Annotated in this window: 13 protein-coding genes; 6 read left to right on the top strand and 7 right to left on the bottom strand. The window is 39.2% G+C overall.

All coding sequences use genetic code 11. From position 1 onward, the window contains the following. Nucleotides 1–49: 49 nt before the first annotated feature. From ACGLYD_RS04915 to ACGLYD_RS04895, 5 genes are all read right to left on the bottom strand, one after another. On the bottom strand, nt 50–466 hold the full coding sequence (locus ACGLYD_RS04915; protein WP_067207765.1) for a hemerythrin domain-containing protein: 417 nt from the start codon (nt 464–466) through the stop codon (nt 50–52). A gap of 261 nt (nt 467–727) precedes the next feature. Then, complete coding sequence (locus ACGLYD_RS04910; RefSeq protein ID WP_067207763.1) at nt 728–2,137, bottom strand: SpoVR family protein; 1,410 nt, start codon at nt 2,135–2,137, stop codon at nt 728–730. Continuing rightward, the gene (gene yhbH / locus ACGLYD_RS04905) at nt 2,134–3,300 is read right to left on the bottom strand and encodes a sporulation protein YhbH (RefSeq protein WP_340741823.1); all 1,167 of its coding nucleotides are present in this window, start codon (nt 3,298–3,300) and stop codon (nt 2,134–2,136) included. Before yhbH ends, ACGLYD_RS04910 begins: the two co-directional genes overlap by 4 nt. A 98-nt stretch (nt 3,301–3,398) precedes the next feature. Then, complete coding sequence (locus tag ACGLYD_RS04900; RefSeq protein WP_067207760.1) at nt 3,399–5,294, bottom strand: PrkA family serine protein kinase; 1,896 nt, start codon at nt 5,292–5,294, stop codon at nt 3,399–3,401. A 125-nt stretch (nt 5,295–5,419) separates the two neighbouring features. Then, nucleotides 5,420–6,247: an undecaprenyl phosphate translocase family protein gene (locus ACGLYD_RS04895; protein WP_342537918.1), complete on the bottom strand. Its 828-nt coding sequence runs from the start codon at nt 6,245–6,247 to the stop codon at nt 5,420–5,422. Nucleotides 6,248–6,434: 187 nt separating this feature from the next. Between ACGLYD_RS04895 and ACGLYD_RS04890 the strand changes: the two genes are divergently transcribed. The 3 genes from ACGLYD_RS04890 to ACGLYD_RS04880 all read left to right on the top strand — a co-directional run bounded on the left by ACGLYD_RS04890 (nt 6,435) and on the right by ACGLYD_RS04880 (nt 8,129). Beyond that, the gene (locus ACGLYD_RS04890; RefSeq protein ID WP_370569981.1) at nt 6,435–6,641 is read left to right on the top strand and encodes a helix-turn-helix transcriptional regulator; all 207 of its coding nucleotides are present in this window, start codon (nt 6,435–6,437) and stop codon (nt 6,639–6,641) included. Continuing rightward, the gene (locus tag ACGLYD_RS04885) at nt 6,638–7,120 is read left to right on the top strand and encodes a hypothetical protein (protein WP_338652880.1); all 483 of its coding nucleotides are present in this window, start codon (nt 6,638–6,640) and stop codon (nt 7,118–7,120) included. Before ACGLYD_RS04890 ends, ACGLYD_RS04885 begins: the two co-directional genes overlap by 4 nt. 760 nt (nt 7,121–7,880) lie before the next feature. After that, nucleotides 7,881–8,129: a hypothetical protein gene (locus ACGLYD_RS04880; protein WP_342537916.1), complete on the top strand. Its 249-nt coding sequence runs from the start codon at nt 7,881–7,883 to the stop codon at nt 8,127–8,129. Nucleotides 8,130–8,203: 74 nt separating this feature from the next. Here the strand turns inward: ACGLYD_RS04880 and ACGLYD_RS04875 are convergent, their stop codons facing one another. Then, the gene (locus ACGLYD_RS04875) at nt 8,204–9,178 is read right to left on the bottom strand and encodes a rhodanese-related sulfurtransferase (RefSeq protein WP_187047323.1); all 975 of its coding nucleotides are present in this window, start codon (nt 9,176–9,178) and stop codon (nt 8,204–8,206) included. Between the two features lie 499 nt (nt 9,179–9,677). Between ACGLYD_RS04875 and ACGLYD_RS04870 the strand changes: the two genes are divergently transcribed. The 3 genes from ACGLYD_RS04870 to ACGLYD_RS04860 all read left to right on the top strand — a co-directional run bounded on the left by ACGLYD_RS04870 (nt 9,678) and on the right by ACGLYD_RS04860 (nt 13,275). Then, nucleotides 9,678–11,189 carry a polysaccharide deacetylase family protein gene (locus ACGLYD_RS04870; RefSeq protein WP_354314364.1) on the top strand — a complete coding sequence of 504 codons (1,512 nt, stop codon included), beginning with the start codon at nt 9,678–9,680 and terminating at the stop codon, nt 11,187–11,189. Nucleotides 11,190–11,780: 591 nt separating this feature from the next. Continuing rightward, nucleotides 11,781–12,164, top strand: a complete 384-nt coding sequence (locus ACGLYD_RS04865) for a GntR family transcriptional regulator (RefSeq protein ID WP_067207742.1) — start codon at nt 11,781–11,783, stop codon at nt 12,162–12,164. 4 nt (nt 12,165–12,168) lie between these two features. Beyond that, nucleotides 12,169–13,275, top strand: coding sequence for a DUF1648 domain-containing protein (locus ACGLYD_RS04860; protein WP_399631653.1), 1,107 nt, complete (start codon nt 12,169–12,171; stop codon nt 13,273–13,275). A 1,381-nt stretch (nt 13,276–14,656) separates the two neighbouring features. Here the strand turns inward: ACGLYD_RS04860 and ACGLYD_RS04855 are convergent. Further along, a complete protein-coding gene (locus tag ACGLYD_RS04855; protein WP_338652888.1) occupies nt 14,657–15,640 on the bottom strand; it encodes an NAD(P)/FAD-dependent oxidoreductase in 984 nt (327 codons plus the stop codon). Between the last annotated feature and the right edge of the window lie 85 nt (nt 15,641–15,725).

Here is a 15,725-nt window from a genome sequence, read left to right as displayed (position 1 = left end):
AACTATATATCAAAGAAAAAAGCACCGGTTAATGGCGCTTAAAGTAGTATTAGTTTTCAAAAAGCATGCGTTCTTCATCGCGGCTATGTATTTCATTGACGACGATTAATGCATGAAACCTATGAAGTACAGCAGGACTCAGATTTTCGTCCTCACGCAGTTGTTCAATATCCTTCACGATAATCCGTAGCAAATCATGGTCTCGTGTCAATTGAACAACAGTTTCCTTCAGATCAGGATTCCGTTCGGCAACTTCTCCGTAAAACCCTTGTTCTTCGGCATCCGCGTGACTGATAACACGTGTCTTCCAGTATTCAATTAAATCATCAGCCGCCTGGTTCGCCAACGCAAGATCACCCTGTTGAAGAAATTCCATCATACCCTCTGTCTTACTAACTGCCCCTGAAAGTCCGCCTTCATGAATTGCGCGGTGGGAGTGTAGTTGCTTAAGTGCTGGTCCAGCCATTTCAATCATCCTTCCGTTTAGAGCTTTGCTTTAAGAATAACAGATTATGCGGCGTATTGAAATGAAAGTCCGTTCGCCATTATATGAATTTCGTTTTCATTGATGTTTTACCTTTTGCCACTTCGATTTCCATATAAGCACCATTAACTAATGTATTTCCCAGTCCGTGAACCTTTACCCCGTTGGAATTTAGACGAGAAAAAACCCCACAATCGAAAATCCGATCGCGGGATAATACTACTTCTAACTACTGGTTATCACTTAAACATACCGTCGATATACCTTGTTCCGATCATATGAATAGACGACTTGCAAATTCTCTACATACGTTTCTAGATGTACAATCCGTCCCCATAATTGATAAATATAAGGAAGCACACTTTCTAAATACTTAAGATCCAGCTCTGTCCCCTCGTATTTATGCACCAAATACAGTTCTCCGTTGCGCAAGTAATCCCCATTTTCAACTACGATATATGGAAAACCACCGTTTACACGCATGGATACTAGTTGATTTCTTACATTTTCATAATCTTTAGTAGTAATTTGATAGTTGCCGCCCTTTTTTTCAAAGAGATATAAATCTTCCTGTTGAACTAACTCTTTGGTGACATAGTTGCGGATAAAGGATATATCCGATTCAATTTCTCTCACTTCAAAGATTTTTTCTATACCCGTGTTAGGCTGGACCCCTAACCTTCTCAATTTCTCCGTCGGATTATTGTATCTCTTTTCAATATCCTCGTAAATTTTCAATCCTAGATAATAGGGATTAATCGAGGTTTTCGAAGGCTGGATAACATTCGCATTCAATGTAGCAAATTCGATTGTTTCATCTGAGGTTAAATCCATTTCCCTCAAAATACGTTGATGCCAAAAAGATGCCCAGCCCTCATTCATAATTTTCGTTTCAAGCTGTGGCCAAAAGTAGAGCATTTCCTCTCGCATCATCGTTAATATATCACGTTGCCATTCTTCCAGTTCACGACTATACTCCAAAATGAATAGCAAAAGATCTTTTTCCTGATTTTGAGGTACTTTCTTTCCCTTTGGTGTTGTTACTTTCTTCTCTGCCGCTTTTCTATCCAAATTCCATAAATCATCATAAGGCGTTTTCCGTATAATTTCTTCTTCAACACTTTCCTCATCCAAATCATCAGCTGGCCGTTGAGGCCTTAGTATAGAAGGATCAATATGTTCCTGAATGGCTAATACAGCATCTAAAAAACGTTCTACCTCATCTTTACCATGGATCATTTCATAATTCGCAATGCGCTCAGCCGTTGCAGTCATACTCTCTACCATGTCTTTTCTTGTGTTAGAGAATCGAACATTATTTTTGAAAAAATCACAATGGGCAAGAACATGGGCAACAATAAGTTTGTTTTGAATAAGGCTGTTCGTATCCAGCAAAAACGCATAACAAGGATTTGAATTAATGACTAACTCATAGATTTGACTCAAACCAAGATCATATTGCAACTTCATTTTATGAAATTGCTTTCCAAAACTCCAATGAGTAAAACGGGTTGGCATCCCATAAGCTCCAAATGTGTAAATTATATCGGCAGGGCAAATTTCATACCGCATGGGATAATAGTCGAGACCAAATCCAGTTGCGATCTCTGTGATTTCATCAATCGCACGGTGAAGCGCTTTTATTTCCGTCAATCGAATCCCTCCAAGTTTTTATGGAAGAAGCTTTTAAGCGCAAAGTAAACATCTCGTTTTTCTTTCAATATATAATGACGGAATTTCGGGTCATCGATTTTTTTAAATGAGGACATCATTGTTGAAAAACGATTATAGGCATTTACCTCACCGTAACCAAACATATTGGAAACAGCCATAATTTCTTGAACAAGCTTTATACATTTTTCATTATCAGATGACATGTTTTCTCCATCGGAAAAGTGAAATGGATAGATATTATAGCGTACAGGATTGTATTTATTTTCAATCAATTCAAGTGCTTTTATATACGCGGATGAACAAATAGTACCCCCACTTTCCCCTTTCGAGAAAAAGTCCTCTTCAGTTACCACTTTTGCTTCTGTATGATGCGCAATAAATTCAAATTCAACTGTTTCATATTTCGTGCGCAAAAAATTAGCCATCCAAAAGAAAAAACTTCTCGCCATCATTTTTTCGAAATTGCCCATTGATGCACTCGTATCCATCATGGCAAGAACTACTGCTTTAGATTCAGGTTTTTTCACATCATCCCATGTTTTAAAACGTAAATCATCATTGTGAAAGGGTGCGATTTCAGCTTTCCCTTTGATGGCATTCCTTTTAATAGCAGTTAAAATCGTGCGTTTTTTATCAATATTTCCGATAAGTCCTTTTTTTCGGATATCATTAAACTCAATTTTTTCAGCCGTGTTTTCGGCCTGCTCTTTTTGTTCCAAATCCGGTAATTCCATTTCTTTAAACAAGGCATCCTCTAATTCAGCAATCGAGACTTCTGCTTCATAATAGTCTTCCCCCGCTTGATCCCCGGCTTGTTTCCCTGTCCCTGGCCCACTTTTCCCCTGCGATCCATCTTTCGCAACCACATCACCTACTTGGCTATCTCCATTTCCTTGCCCTACATGCTTTGATTTGTCATGATTGTAACGAATTTTATATTCATCTAGCGAACGTATGGGGATTTTAATAACGTCCTTACCTTTTGACAAAATAATACTTTCCTCACTGATTAAATCAGGCAAGTTATTTTGAATAGCTTCTTTCACTTTATCTAAGTGACGTTGCTGATCTTGATGGCCCTTTCGGTGAAGAGACCAGTTTTCTTGTGAGATAGCAAAATGTTCATTGTCTTTTTCACTCATCTTCATCCACACCCATCTTTTAGCCAATGTATGCTTGTGATTTTTAGAAAAAAACAAGACCAATGCTTCATCAGTCTTGCTCCTTTATCTTCCAGCATTTATCGATTTAGTAGACTTCCAACATAGCGCAACAATTCATTTGCCGAAATTGAATTATAACCATACTCATCGATAAGTCGTGCGATGACTTCATTCACCTTTTTAAGATGCGATTCGTCTGGAGTTTTGGATGAAGTCGTAATTTTGACAACATCTTTTAAATCTGAAAACAGTTTCTTTTGAATGGCTTCTCGCAAACGCTCATGGGAATTATAGTCAAAACGCTTTCCTTTCCTTGCATAAGCGGAAAGTCGAATGAGAATTTCCTCTCGAAAAGCTTTTTTAGCATTTTCCGAAATACCAATTTGTTCTTCAATGGAACGCATCAATTTTTCGTCCGGATTCATTTCTTCTCCTGTTAAAAAATCTCGCAATTTGTTTTTATTGCAATAGGCTTCAACATTATCGAGGTAGTTATCCATCATCGATACCGCGGACTCTTCATATGAATAAACGAATGCTTTTTGGACTTCTTTCTTTGCAATTTCATCAAATTCTTTTCTTGCGATTGCAATATAGTTCATATACTTTTCACGGTCTGCTTGCGAAATGGAAGCATGCTGGTCTAGCCCATCTTTCAAAGAACGTAAGACATCTAGTGCATTAATTGAAGAAACTTCTTTTCGAATGATAGCCGATGAAATTCGGTTGATGACATAACGTGGATCAATGCCGTTCATTCCTTCATTCGGAAACTCCTTCTTCAATTCCTCTACATCCATTTGATTAAATCCTTCAACACTTTCCCCGTCGTAAAGACGCATTTTCTTTACAACATCGATTCCTTGTTTCTTAGAATCTTCCAGACGTGTCAACACTGAAAATATCGCAGCTACCTTAAATGCATGTGGAGCAATATGAACATGCGTCATATCACTTTCTTTAATCATTTTTTCGTAAATACACTCTTCTTGGCTAACTTTTAGATTATAAGGAATCGGCATTACAATAATTCTTGAGTGAAGAGCCTCATTTTTTTTATTGGCAATAAAAGATCGGTACTCTGTTTCATTGGTATGCGCAACAATTAGTTCATCTGCGCTAATCAACGCGAACCTGCCCGCCTTAAAGTTACCTTCCTGGGTCAGCGATAATAAATGCCATAGAAACTTCTCATCCAGCTTCAGCATTTCCTGAAATTCCATCATGCCTCTGTTTGCTTTATTCAATTCACCGTCAAAGCGATAAGCACGCGGATCCGATTCGGAACCAAATTCGGCAATTGTAGAAAAGTCGATACTTCCCGTTAAATCCGCAATATCCTGTGATTTTGGATCGGAAGGTGTAAATGTTCCAATACCGACACGTTTGTCTTCCGAGAAAAAGATTCGTTCTACCAGTACATTTTCAATTTCACCATCGTATTCTTGTTCAAGTCGCATAGAATTTAACGGCGACAGGCTTCCTTCAATACGAATACCATACCCCTCTAAAAAATCTTTGCGTAAATGTTGCGGGATTAAATGTAGCGGATCTTCATGCATTGGACAGCCTTTGATGGCGTAAACCGCACCCTCGTCTGTTTTGGAATAGTTCTCAAGTCCGCGTTTCAATAAAGTCACGATTGTAGATTTACCACCACTCACTGGTCCCATCAACAACAAAATCCGTTTACGAACCTCTAGTCTTTTAGCTGCGGGATGAAAGTATTCTTCCACAAGCCTTTCAATTGACTCTTCAAGTCCAAAAATCTCTTCTCCAAAAAATTGATAGAGCCTGTTACCATCTTTCTCCACTAATCCAGAGCTTTTAATCATATTATAAACACGTGAATGTGCTGTTTGTGCGACTTCTTTTCTGTCCTTCACTATGGCTAGGTACTCAGCAAACGTGCCTTCCCACTTAAGTCTGTTTTCTTCTTCTCGGAAATTTCTTACTTTGTTTAATATATCCATCAATTTCCCTCCAGTCAGGGCATGTTTTATCCATAGTATGCGAGGAGGGAAGTTATAATGACGGTCAATATGAAAAGTGCCACATCCAGAAACGGTTCAATCCGTTTCAGATGTGGCACTTTTCACTACTTATTGACGATTGATGTTTTGCTCTGTGAACTGAACATATTCGCGACGACGAGACCTGTAAAGAACGCAATGACACTCATGACAAACGGTGTTCCACTTTCAGGAATCCCGGGATAGATGACGAATAACGAACCTACAATAAGTCCGATAATCACAGCAAACATGATGTACTTAAAATGCTTCAGCAAATAACTGATTGCTTTGTTGCTGACGATGAACCCCACAATGATTCCTGCACCGATAACAGCGATAATTGATAAATTAAAGTTCGATAATGCACCAATTACCGTCGAGTAAACGCCCAAAACCAGCAAAATGAATGAACCGCTAATACCCGGCAATAACATGGCGATACTTCCCGCCCATCCAGCGAAAAAGAGTCCAATCGCATTGGAGGCAGTCAGGGATGTAATGACTGCTGTATCTTGTGGTTTAATGAATGCCAGTGAAGCGAGTGCTCCTCCAACTAATAGAATGACTATGAAATGTTGCCATGTAAAATTTCTTTTCACACCCGCTTGCTTTGTAATGAAAGGTAGTACGCCGACGACAAGACCCATAAAGAAATACTGAGTAGGCGCAGGCTGATTTTTAAGTAAGTATTCGATTACCTTACTGAACAATAGAAGTGTGATTCCGATTCCAATACCTAACGGCAATAAAAATCCGATGTGTTTTTTCCAATTACGGCTGAAAAACCCGCTAATCGATGCTAGTAATTCATCATAAATACCCAAAATGAACGCAATTCTTCCTCCGCTCACACCAGGAATAAGATCGCTAATCCCCATAAAGAATCCACGATATAAATTTCTCCACTGCATAACTATAGTTCCTCCAATATCAATTGACTGTTCTTAGTATAACACTTTGACGTGCCTATAAGTAAGAGGGTAAGTGACAATTTAAGCCTACTACATGTAAAGCAAAGCATCCTTTTTGTATAGTTAACTTTACAAAAGGAATATCATACTATACAATCAACTTAACATTCAGCAAGGAGGAATCCATTTGCTTACAAACCGCGTGAAGGAATTAAGAGCGCGTTTCAATTTGACACAAGGTGATCTCGCCGACAAGGTTGGGGTAACAAGACAGACAATCGTCTCGCTCGAAAAGGGTAGCTACACCCCTTCCCTACTATTAGCTATGAATATCGCAGAAGTGTTTGAAATGCCGATTGAGAGAATTTTTTCGAAAGAGGAGAAAAATAAATGAGTATGTACATTACAGTGTTTTTAAGGATTATGCTACTGCTATCTCTAGCGGTAATGGTTTTTGATTATTTAAGGGTGGAGCAGCTATATATTCAAATGGACCGAGGCTTTATTGATGGGTTTGAAGTCTTTATCACTCGATGGCCAGGGTTTATTTTTATAATTATTGTCATTTTATTTGTCATCATAAATACCATACAATTTATTCTCGTCCGTAAAAACAAACACTCTATTTTGAATGCATTCTTAGCCGTAGAATACGATGTTTCAGACGAACGAGCTGTTCAAATTACACATAAAGCAGTCAGTAATGCATTCGTCTTTATTTTAGTTTACTCATTTTTTATTGTTGGATCTTATATGTTCATTCCAAATTATTTTGTTGATTATATTTGGTATCCGCTCTTTACAACAGTCTCCATTCCTATCGTTGGATTGCTGACGTATTTAATTTCATTTAAAGTACTGCAACATAAGTAATGAATGTGTGCGGATTTCAGATGAGAAGCTTAACCTAACCTTATCTCTTAGAATTTGACAATTATTACATTTAGTCTTCATGTATCGGGCACCTTTTATTATGATTCAACTATATATGTTGAACAAATGAATACGGCGTATGCGCTTCACAAGGGATTATGGTAGGCCACTGAAAAAGCCCTTGTACTTGGAATGAATTAGGATTCCCACTAATACCGCTTCGACGCTTTGTGGATGCCTCCCGCGATAAGCCAGAAAGAAGACCCCTTTCAGTCTTATCGCTCCGGCTACCACGAAGTCGCGCCTTCACTAGAAGGTCTATGTGAGAAATCGCATTTCGCTATCTGCGATGAAATCTGCAACCTGTAGTGTGTCTTTCTTGAATAGAATTAGTAGCAAAAAGTAATCACATTATAGTCTCAGTATATATATCAAAATCACATTTCTCTCGATAATGAACACCCTAGCGCAGGCGCGGCAATGGGGTCGCCGAAGCCGTAAGACTGGATGCAAAGCGCTAATCCAGGCTTACGGTGAGAGGCATCCCCGAAGCGCCAAGTGTTCTACAATACACACACCGAATTACAACTCTCTCATTATCGAGAAGCACAGCAGATTCAATGGGATTCTTTAATTCAACATATATACATCACACAATAGTCTAAGTCCTTATTTCACGCTCTCCTTTTGGATTGTATTAGGGCTCATTTGTTTTCAGCAGTATAAGCATAGAAAGAACAGTCCTGACGGTCGGTTTATTATGAAGGAAATGATTTTGCCTGAATTTTATTCGAATGATGAGCGGGAAGCAGTAATAACTGGAAGAGCGGTAAAAGATGCGCTTTCAGCCATACTTCTTTTCACTCCTATCGCCCTAGCGGCAATGGCTTTGGCCCTGATCTTCGAGGGGGAATTCCGGCTTATGTTGTCTTTATTGATTGCTTCTTCCATCCCGATTGCCGGTTTGATCGCTTATTACTTTTCTTTTCGCCACCATTATTTACGATAAAAATCTGACGAAATATTTTCTATACTTCCAACAAAAAACGCCTAAACAGAGGAATCTGTTTAGGCGTTTTTCATTTAAATAGCTTGCATTTCATTTTTACGACGTTCAATTGCTTCGAGACGCTCGTCATATTGTTCTACTGTCAAGTTATGCTCAACGAAGTAACGGTTCCGCGGGTGTGTACGACATTCGTCCGTACAACTGCGCATATACAAGTGCTCATTTTCTTCAGAACAAATGATTTTTGCGTTACATATCGGATTTGCACAGTTCACGTAGCGTTCACACGGCGTATCATCAAAATGATCACGGCCGACGATTACATGCTCCACTTGATTGATTGGAACCGCAATTCGCTCGTCAAATACGTAACATTGTCCGTCCCAAAGCTGACCTTTGGCAACAGGATCTTTTCCGTACGTGACGATTCCTCCGTGCAATTGACCAACATCTTCAAAACCTTCACGTACAAGCCAACCGGAGAATTTTTCACAACGTATTCCACCAGTGCAATACGTCAGGATTTTCTTCCCTTCGAACTGTTCTTTGTTGTCGCGAATCCACTCAGGCAGGTCGCGGAAGTTTTCAATTTCTGGACGAACTGCTCCACGGAAATGTCCAAGATCAAACTCGTAATCATTACGTGCATCAATGACAACTGTATCTTCATCTTGCATCTGCTTGAAGAACTCTTCAGGACTTAAGTAATTACCCGTTAATTCATTTGGGTTAATATCATCAGGTAAGCTCAAGTTAACGATTTCTTCACGAGCGCGCACATGCATTTTTTTGAATGTATGTCCATCTGCTTCGTCGATTTTGTAAACGATATCTTTGAAACGATCATCGCTTTTCATCATGTTCATGTACGCTTCCGTCTGTTCAACGGTTCCCGAACATGTACCGTTAATTCCTTCAGTACCTAAAATAATACGACCTTTTAAACCAATTTCATTACATGCCGCCAAATGTTCAACAGCTAACGTTTCAGGATCTTCAATCGTTACATATTTGTAATAGAGAAGAACCTGGTATGCGTTTTTTTCCATTTTTTCCAACCACCTTGTTTTTATAATTGCATGTTATAGCAACAACCGGCTCGGATTATTCACAAATAATTGTAAATATACAAAAGCAAACCCGTATTTGCAAGATCCGGGACGCTGATATTATATCACAAATAGACAAAAGCGCAAGCGCCTGTTCAGAGGTGGCAGGCATAAGACGAGCTGGCGAAGCCGATTTTTTACCGCACAGCAGGACCGACTTATGACCCGAGCCTCTAGGCGCTGAAGTCTGGACGTAGCAAGCTTCTTTAGCTACGTTGGTCAAGAATTATTCCGAGTCTATATATACCCAAATTACCCTTCTATTAACTAAGGTTAATTAGTTTTCCCGAATTTTATGTCAATACTTGGTACATTTCTTTTTTTCATGTATACTATAAAAGTATGTTTAATGATAGATTTCGACATATATATAACTTTTTGAAACTATTAACGAGACTCATCCGTCTAACTTTTTATAAACAGTAAGGGAGCCTACAACATGAAAAATATGCACCGAAAACGTCGTTCATCCTGGATTGACATTACATTTTCAATAGCTATCATCGCATTAACCGTATCGGCCATCTATTTAATTTCACAAACTACTAAGAACGAGGCTTCTTCGCTTCCTGAAAAGAACAAGGCTTCAACTTCGGTCGTAATCGATACGATTGACTCCCATTATCCAGGTATTAAAATTATTACGGAAACTTCTAATGATACATATATTCCATTTGCCATTCAATATCCGCAAAGTTTACATAGTCCATTCAATGAAGCTATTTCCAAATACATAACAACAGCTAAACAAAACTATTTAACTACAATGGCAGAAAACAAAAAAAACGGTAGTAAATTCACAGGTGAACTCAACATTTCTTTTGAAACCCTTTCCCATTATTCAGGAAACTATTCGTTTGTTCTTGTTAACAGTAGTTCAACCGGCGGGGCAAACGGTACAACCGATATTCGATCATTCCATTTGAATCCTGAAACAGGAGAAACGTTTACAATTGCGGACCTCTTTGGACGTGATCCAAAAAATCTCGAACAACTTTCTACTTTAGCACGCGAAGCAATTTACAACGATCCTTTACTTGCAGATCACGTTTTCCCGGAAGAAGTGCATCTCCAGACTGAACCAATCTGGGCAAACTTCGATAATTTCGCAATCACGGATGAATCTCTTATTCTTTATTTCGATGAATACGAACTAGCAGCGGGAGCAGCCGGTCCACCGATTATCGTAATTCCAGTGAGTGATATAAACAGCTTACTTTCCGAAAAGTTCCAATTAGTAGTTGAAGATACTGATGAGAATACGATTACCAAAGATCCGGTGAAGGAGGAAAATCCAGCTACGCCTCCTAACGATACAGAATCCTCTACAAATCAAGGCAACAACGATAGTGATACTTCTGAAGATGAAACGGAAGGATCCACTGAAGAAGTCGATGATGGCATTAAACAAATTGCCCTTACATTCGATGATGGGCCCGATCCTAAAGTGACCATTCAAATTCTTGAGACGTTAAATAAATACGATGCAAAAGCAACATTTTTCATGCTTGGTAGTCGGGTTGAATACTATCCGGAAATCGCAAAAAAAGTCCAAGAAGCAGGTCACGAGCTTGGGAATCATACCTGGAACCACCCCGATTTGACAAAGGCAAACGTCGAAAAGGTGCGCAGTGAAATCAACGAGACGTCATCCATTATTGAAAATGTCACCGGTCAGAAAGTAACTGCATTCAGGCCCCCTTATGGTGCAGTTAACAAAACTGTTCGTAGCCAAACAAACTTACCTGTTGTTCTATGGGATGTAGATACGCTTGACTGGAAACACCGTGATCCAGACAAACTTCTTGCACATGTAAAAGGTGCGACAAAAGATGGCAGCATTATTCTTATGCACGATATTCACCAATCGACAGCGGATGGTCTCGATGCAGTTCTAGCTTACTTGCAGAGTGAAGGCTATACATTCGTCAAATTTTCAGAGCTACAATAAATAGTCACTTTACTCCCCTGGACTGGATGTTCAGGGGTTTTAGTTTACTAATCTATCACATGTGTTAATTAACCAAAATTAAACGGCAAATGACTGACTGCTTTTGTGACAAAAGACTAGGTGCCCTATGTACAGGTGCTTTCGGATTGCTTTGGACTGAACGACTACTATACAATTATCGGGATTTCTTGCTGCGTAGGGATGCGACTTTGTCGCACTCCTTCGCAGCTTTTTCGTTAATTGTATGGTGGCCGTTCATCTGTCGCTCCTCAAAGGTAAAAGTACACGAAGTGCTAAAGATAAAGCTTTTTGGAACGAGTGAATAACCAATCGCAACAAGATGACCTAGGAGGAATGAACCGCAATTCCTTCCAAAACCTGTCGTGATTATTTTAGCCGAGAGCGAGCAGGAAACGTACTAGTCTAAATGAAGACTTTTTCGCCTACCTTTCCAGTATCTTATGCAAGAAAGTGGTTAATTAATGAACATGATAATCTATATTAGTAAAGTGTATGAATAACTAACTTTTGCTCTATACACAATAGAACACTTTTGTTATAATAGAATTAGAACAGTTAGGAGGTAATCAAATGTTCATCCAAATCGAACCGGAATCGGATATACCAATTTACGCACAATTAGCCTCCCAACTAATCGAAGCGATTGCTCGCGGAATACTGGTAGGCGGGGATGCGCTACCATCCGTTCGATCATTAGCAGCAGACCTTGGCATGAATATGCATACCGTCAATAAGGCTTACCATGAACTTGAAAGAAAAGAAATCATTCGGATTGTTCCAAAGTCAGGAGCTATCGTCAATCCTCTTTCACAAGATGACATTCGTGGGGATCATCTTGAAAGAATTTCCACAGAAATAAAACCAATCATCGCAGAAGCAATCGTGCTCGGGATGAAACCTGAAGCTATTAATAAATTAATTTCATCTATCATTTTATCTATTAAGGAGGAGTAAAGGAATGGAACTTACACTATTTTTAGTCATAATCGGTTTTCTCTTTGTACTGCTATCCGCCACCCCATTTTTATCGAGACGGACAATTGCGTTCGGCGTAACGATTCCAGAAGGACATACAGACGACCCTACAATTGCTTCTTTCAAGAAAATATATGCCGCAACTATTTTCATTACCGGTCTCATTTCACTGATTGCTTATTTTACCTTGGCCAACACCAGTAGCCTAACGGAAGAAAAAATTATCTTAACCGGATTAGCGATTCAGTTCGGTATCATCTTTTTGAGTATGGGGCTCTATTTTTACTTTCATGCAAAAACAACACGTCTTAAACAACTCAATGAATGGGGCTTACATTTGAAACAGGTCCGAATCGCTGATTTAGCTATCCGAACAAAAGACGAAATGCTTCCTTCATTTCTTTATGCTTTACCAATGATTATAACTATTGGCCTAATTGCCTATACTGCAACCCAATACAGTAGTATGCCTAGTATGATTCCAACACATTGGGGACCAAGTGGCCAAGCAGATGCCTTTAGCCCGAAAACACCTTTCTCCGTAATTGCCCTTCTACTCATTCTGTTGGTTATGCAAGGGATGATGCTTGGGATCAATGCATTCACAAAAAAATCCGGCATTAAATTGAATGCCGCAAAACGAAAAACATCTCAAATTCAACAATTATCGTTCCGTAAATACACGAGTTGGTTATTATTTATGATAAGCGTACTCATGACTGTTCTTTTGGGATTCCTACAGCTTACGACAATCCATGAAGGACTTGGTAGTGCAGTACTTATGCTTGCATTACCGTTGGGTTTCTCACTAATCGTCCTTATAACGACAGCTATCTATGCTTTCAAAGTCGGTCAGAGTGGCTCACGGATCAATGTTGACATTGAAGATGATTCTATTGCCGGTATTACTGACGTCGATGACGATAAGTATTGGAAAGCTGGGATCTTTTATGTGAATAAAGACGATTCCTCCATTTTTGTTGAGAAAAGATTCGGTGTCGGTTGGACCATCAACTTCGCCAACCCGATTGGATACATCATCCTATTTGGTCCATTGCTACTCATCCTGGCTATCACTTTCTTTTTATAGTTTTAAAAGCAGTATGTTTCAGAGATTAACGTATACACTACAGCTGTATATAAGCTGAACTAAAACCCATTATGAGCTACAAACCATGCAGAGTATTATTTTAGAGCAACAGAAAACCCACCTTGGCCAAGGTGGGTTTTCTGTTGCTCATTCTACTAAAGCCCTCATTAGTGAAAAACCACTTAACAGCTAGTCCATCCACTTGAAATGATTGACCAAAATGGCGCACCACTAAATTATTTTTACTTTTGAATTTCATTTCTCCATTTCAAATAAGTGTAGAGCAATTGAACAGGTAAAGTAATTAATAATGCCGTAATCCAAATCTTTTTCTCTAGTTCAGGTATTTCTGAAATTAGCAGTACTATGATTGCGATAATACAAATTGGAATATATCATAAAGTTCTATATATGTTGAACAAATGAATACGGCGTATGCGCTTTACAAGGACTTTTGGGAGGCCACTGAAAAAATCTAGTACTTTGAATGAAATAGAAATCCTACGAATACCACTTCGACGCTTTGTGGATGCCTCCCGCGATAAGCCAGAAAGGAGACCGCTTTCAGTCTTATCGCTCCGGCTACCACGAAGACGCACCTTCGCTGGATGGTCTATGTGAGAAAGCACATTTCATTAGCTGTGATGAAATCCGAAACCTAGAGTGCGGATTTCTTGAATATAATTATATATGTTGAATCCGGTATATATACTGAGCCAAGGCGCCTTAACAGGGGTAGCCAACTGAACAACGAAGAGTTCGGTTTGTATAATTTCTGCGTTCTTTGCAGAAATTATACAGTTAATGCCAAGAGGTTATTCCAGATAGATTAAAGAATACCTCATCTGACTTATGGTGAGAGGCATCCCCTAGCGCCGTAGCGGTTCAATGGAATTCTTTATTTCAATTTTTATAGTATCAAATAGTAATCACCTTACAATCTCGCCCTATACATCTCAAAATGATATTTCTCTCGATAATGAACAACCTAGCGCAGGCGCGGCAAAGGGGTCGCCGAAGCCGTAAGACTGGATGCGAAGCGCTAATCTAGGCTTACGGCGAGAGGCATCCCCAAAGCGCTAAGCGTTCTATAATCCACACCCCGAATTAATACTCTCTCCTTATTGATCGCCATAGTAAATTTAGCGGGATTCTTTAATTCAACATATATGATAAACTTTTTTCTATAATTCAACTTCCAGTAAATTAAACCACTATCACGACCATTTTTCACTGTTAGCATCCCCTCTTCATGTACTACTACTATTACGTTCTATATCGCAAGGTAGTTTCAAGCAAATCACTACTGATAAATATTTTCCCGAATTCCACGCAAAAAAAAACCGCGCAAGGCGGTTTTTCAATTTACCATAAACTATATTTAACTAAAGATACTTGTACTATGAAGTGGTTGCAATCTTGCTTTTGGATCGACATAAGCTTTCGCATGATTCACCGCAATCGGCGCTTCGCCAAGTCCGACAGCAATTAGCTTCACCTTGCCTTCATAATTTGTAACATCTCCAGCTGCATAGATACCTTCGATGTTTGTCTCCATACGCGTGTTAACCATAATCGAGTTACGATCCATTTCTAGACCCCAATCTTTCAAGGGCCCAAGAGAAGATATATTACCGTAGTTAACAATTAAATGATCGACGTCAAGACGTTCCTCAGTTCCGTCTTTTTCTGCTAAGACGATGCTACTAACCTTGCCATCTTCCCCTTCAATCACTTTCACAGCACGGGAAGTTTTCACATCAACTTTCGATTCCATCAGTTGATTAACGCTCGTCTCATGTGCTGTAAAGCGTTCACGACGGTGAACCAGTGTCACAGTTGAAGCGATATCCTCCAACATAAGTGACCAGTCAACCGCGGAGTCCCCACCGCCACAAACGAGTACATTTTTATCTTTAAAAATCGTTAGATCCTTAATGCTGTAATGAAGTGTATTTCCTTCAAAAAGTACTTCTTCAGGAAGACCAATCTTACGTGGTTGGAATGCACCGATTCCAGCAGTCAAAAGAATGGTACGTGTCAAATGAACGCCTTTATCTGTTTTAAGAATGAAATGATCTCCATCACGCGTTGCTGACATAGCCGTTTCACCGAGAAGGATTTCTGGTTTCGAATAATGAGCTTGCGTTACTAGATTCGCTACGAAATCTTTCGCAAGAATTTTAGGGAATCCGCCCACATCATATATATCTTTATCAGGATACAGTTCGATCAGCTGACCGCCAAGTTGTGGCAAGCTATCGATGATTTTTACCGACATTTCACGCATTCCAGCATAGAAAGAAGCGAAGAGTCCTGTCGGTCCTCCCCCGATAATTGTAATATCAACGATTTCGTTATTCATAGTTAAACACTCCAATTAGATTAGTCTCGGATAAAAGTTTTCTTCTTCTCTATCCACTCTACACATTATCTAACAAAATACAATA

Origin of the sequence: Sporosarcina sp. SG10008, from assembly GCF_044569405.1 — a bacterium.
Classification (GTDB): Bacteria; Bacillota; Bacilli; order Bacillales_A; family Planococcaceae; genus Sporosarcina; species Sporosarcina psychrophila.
The sequence above is the reverse complement of the archived record's forward strand: the minus strand, read 5'-3'. Positions and strand labels throughout refer to the sequence as shown.

Excerpts from the sequence above, each read along its gene's own strand:
- ACGLYD_RS04915 (WP_067207765.1), bottom strand. The coding sequence starts at position 466 with ATGGCTGGACCAGCACTTAAGCAACTACACTCCCACCGCGCAATTCAT.
- yhbH (WP_340741823.1), bottom strand. The coding sequence starts at position 3,300 with ATGAGTGAAAAAGACAATGAACATTTTGCTATCTCACAAGAAAACTGG.
- ACGLYD_RS04900 (WP_067207760.1), bottom strand. The coding sequence starts at position 5,294 with ATGGATATATTAAACAAAGTAAGAAATTTCCGAGAAGAAGAAAACAGA.
- ACGLYD_RS04895 (WP_342537918.1), bottom strand. The coding sequence starts at position 6,247 with ATGCAGTGGAGAAATTTATATCGTGGATTCTTTATGGGGATTAGCGAT.
- ACGLYD_RS04885 (WP_338652880.1), top strand. The coding sequence starts at position 6,638 with ATGAGTATGTACATTACAGTGTTTTTAAGGATTATGCTACTGCTATCT.
- ACGLYD_RS04880 (WP_342537916.1), top strand. The coding sequence starts at position 7,881 with ATGAAGGAAATGATTTTGCCTGAATTTTATTCGAATGATGAGCGGGAA.
- ACGLYD_RS04875 (WP_187047323.1), bottom strand. The coding sequence starts at position 9,178 with ATGGAAAAAAACGCATACCAGGTTCTTCTCTATTACAAATATGTAACG.
- ACGLYD_RS04870 (WP_354314364.1), top strand. The coding sequence starts at position 9,678 with ATGAAAAATATGCACCGAAAACGTCGTTCATCCTGGATTGACATTACA.
- ACGLYD_RS04865 (WP_067207742.1), top strand. The coding sequence starts at position 11,781 with ATGTTCATCCAAATCGAACCGGAATCGGATATACCAATTTACGCACAA.
- ACGLYD_RS04860 (WP_399631653.1), top strand. The coding sequence starts at position 12,169 with ATGGAACTTACACTATTTTTAGTCATAATCGGTTTTCTCTTTGTACTG.
- ACGLYD_RS04855 (WP_338652888.1), bottom strand. The coding sequence starts at position 15,640 with ATGAATAACGAAATCGTTGATATTACAATTATCGGGGGAGGACCGACA.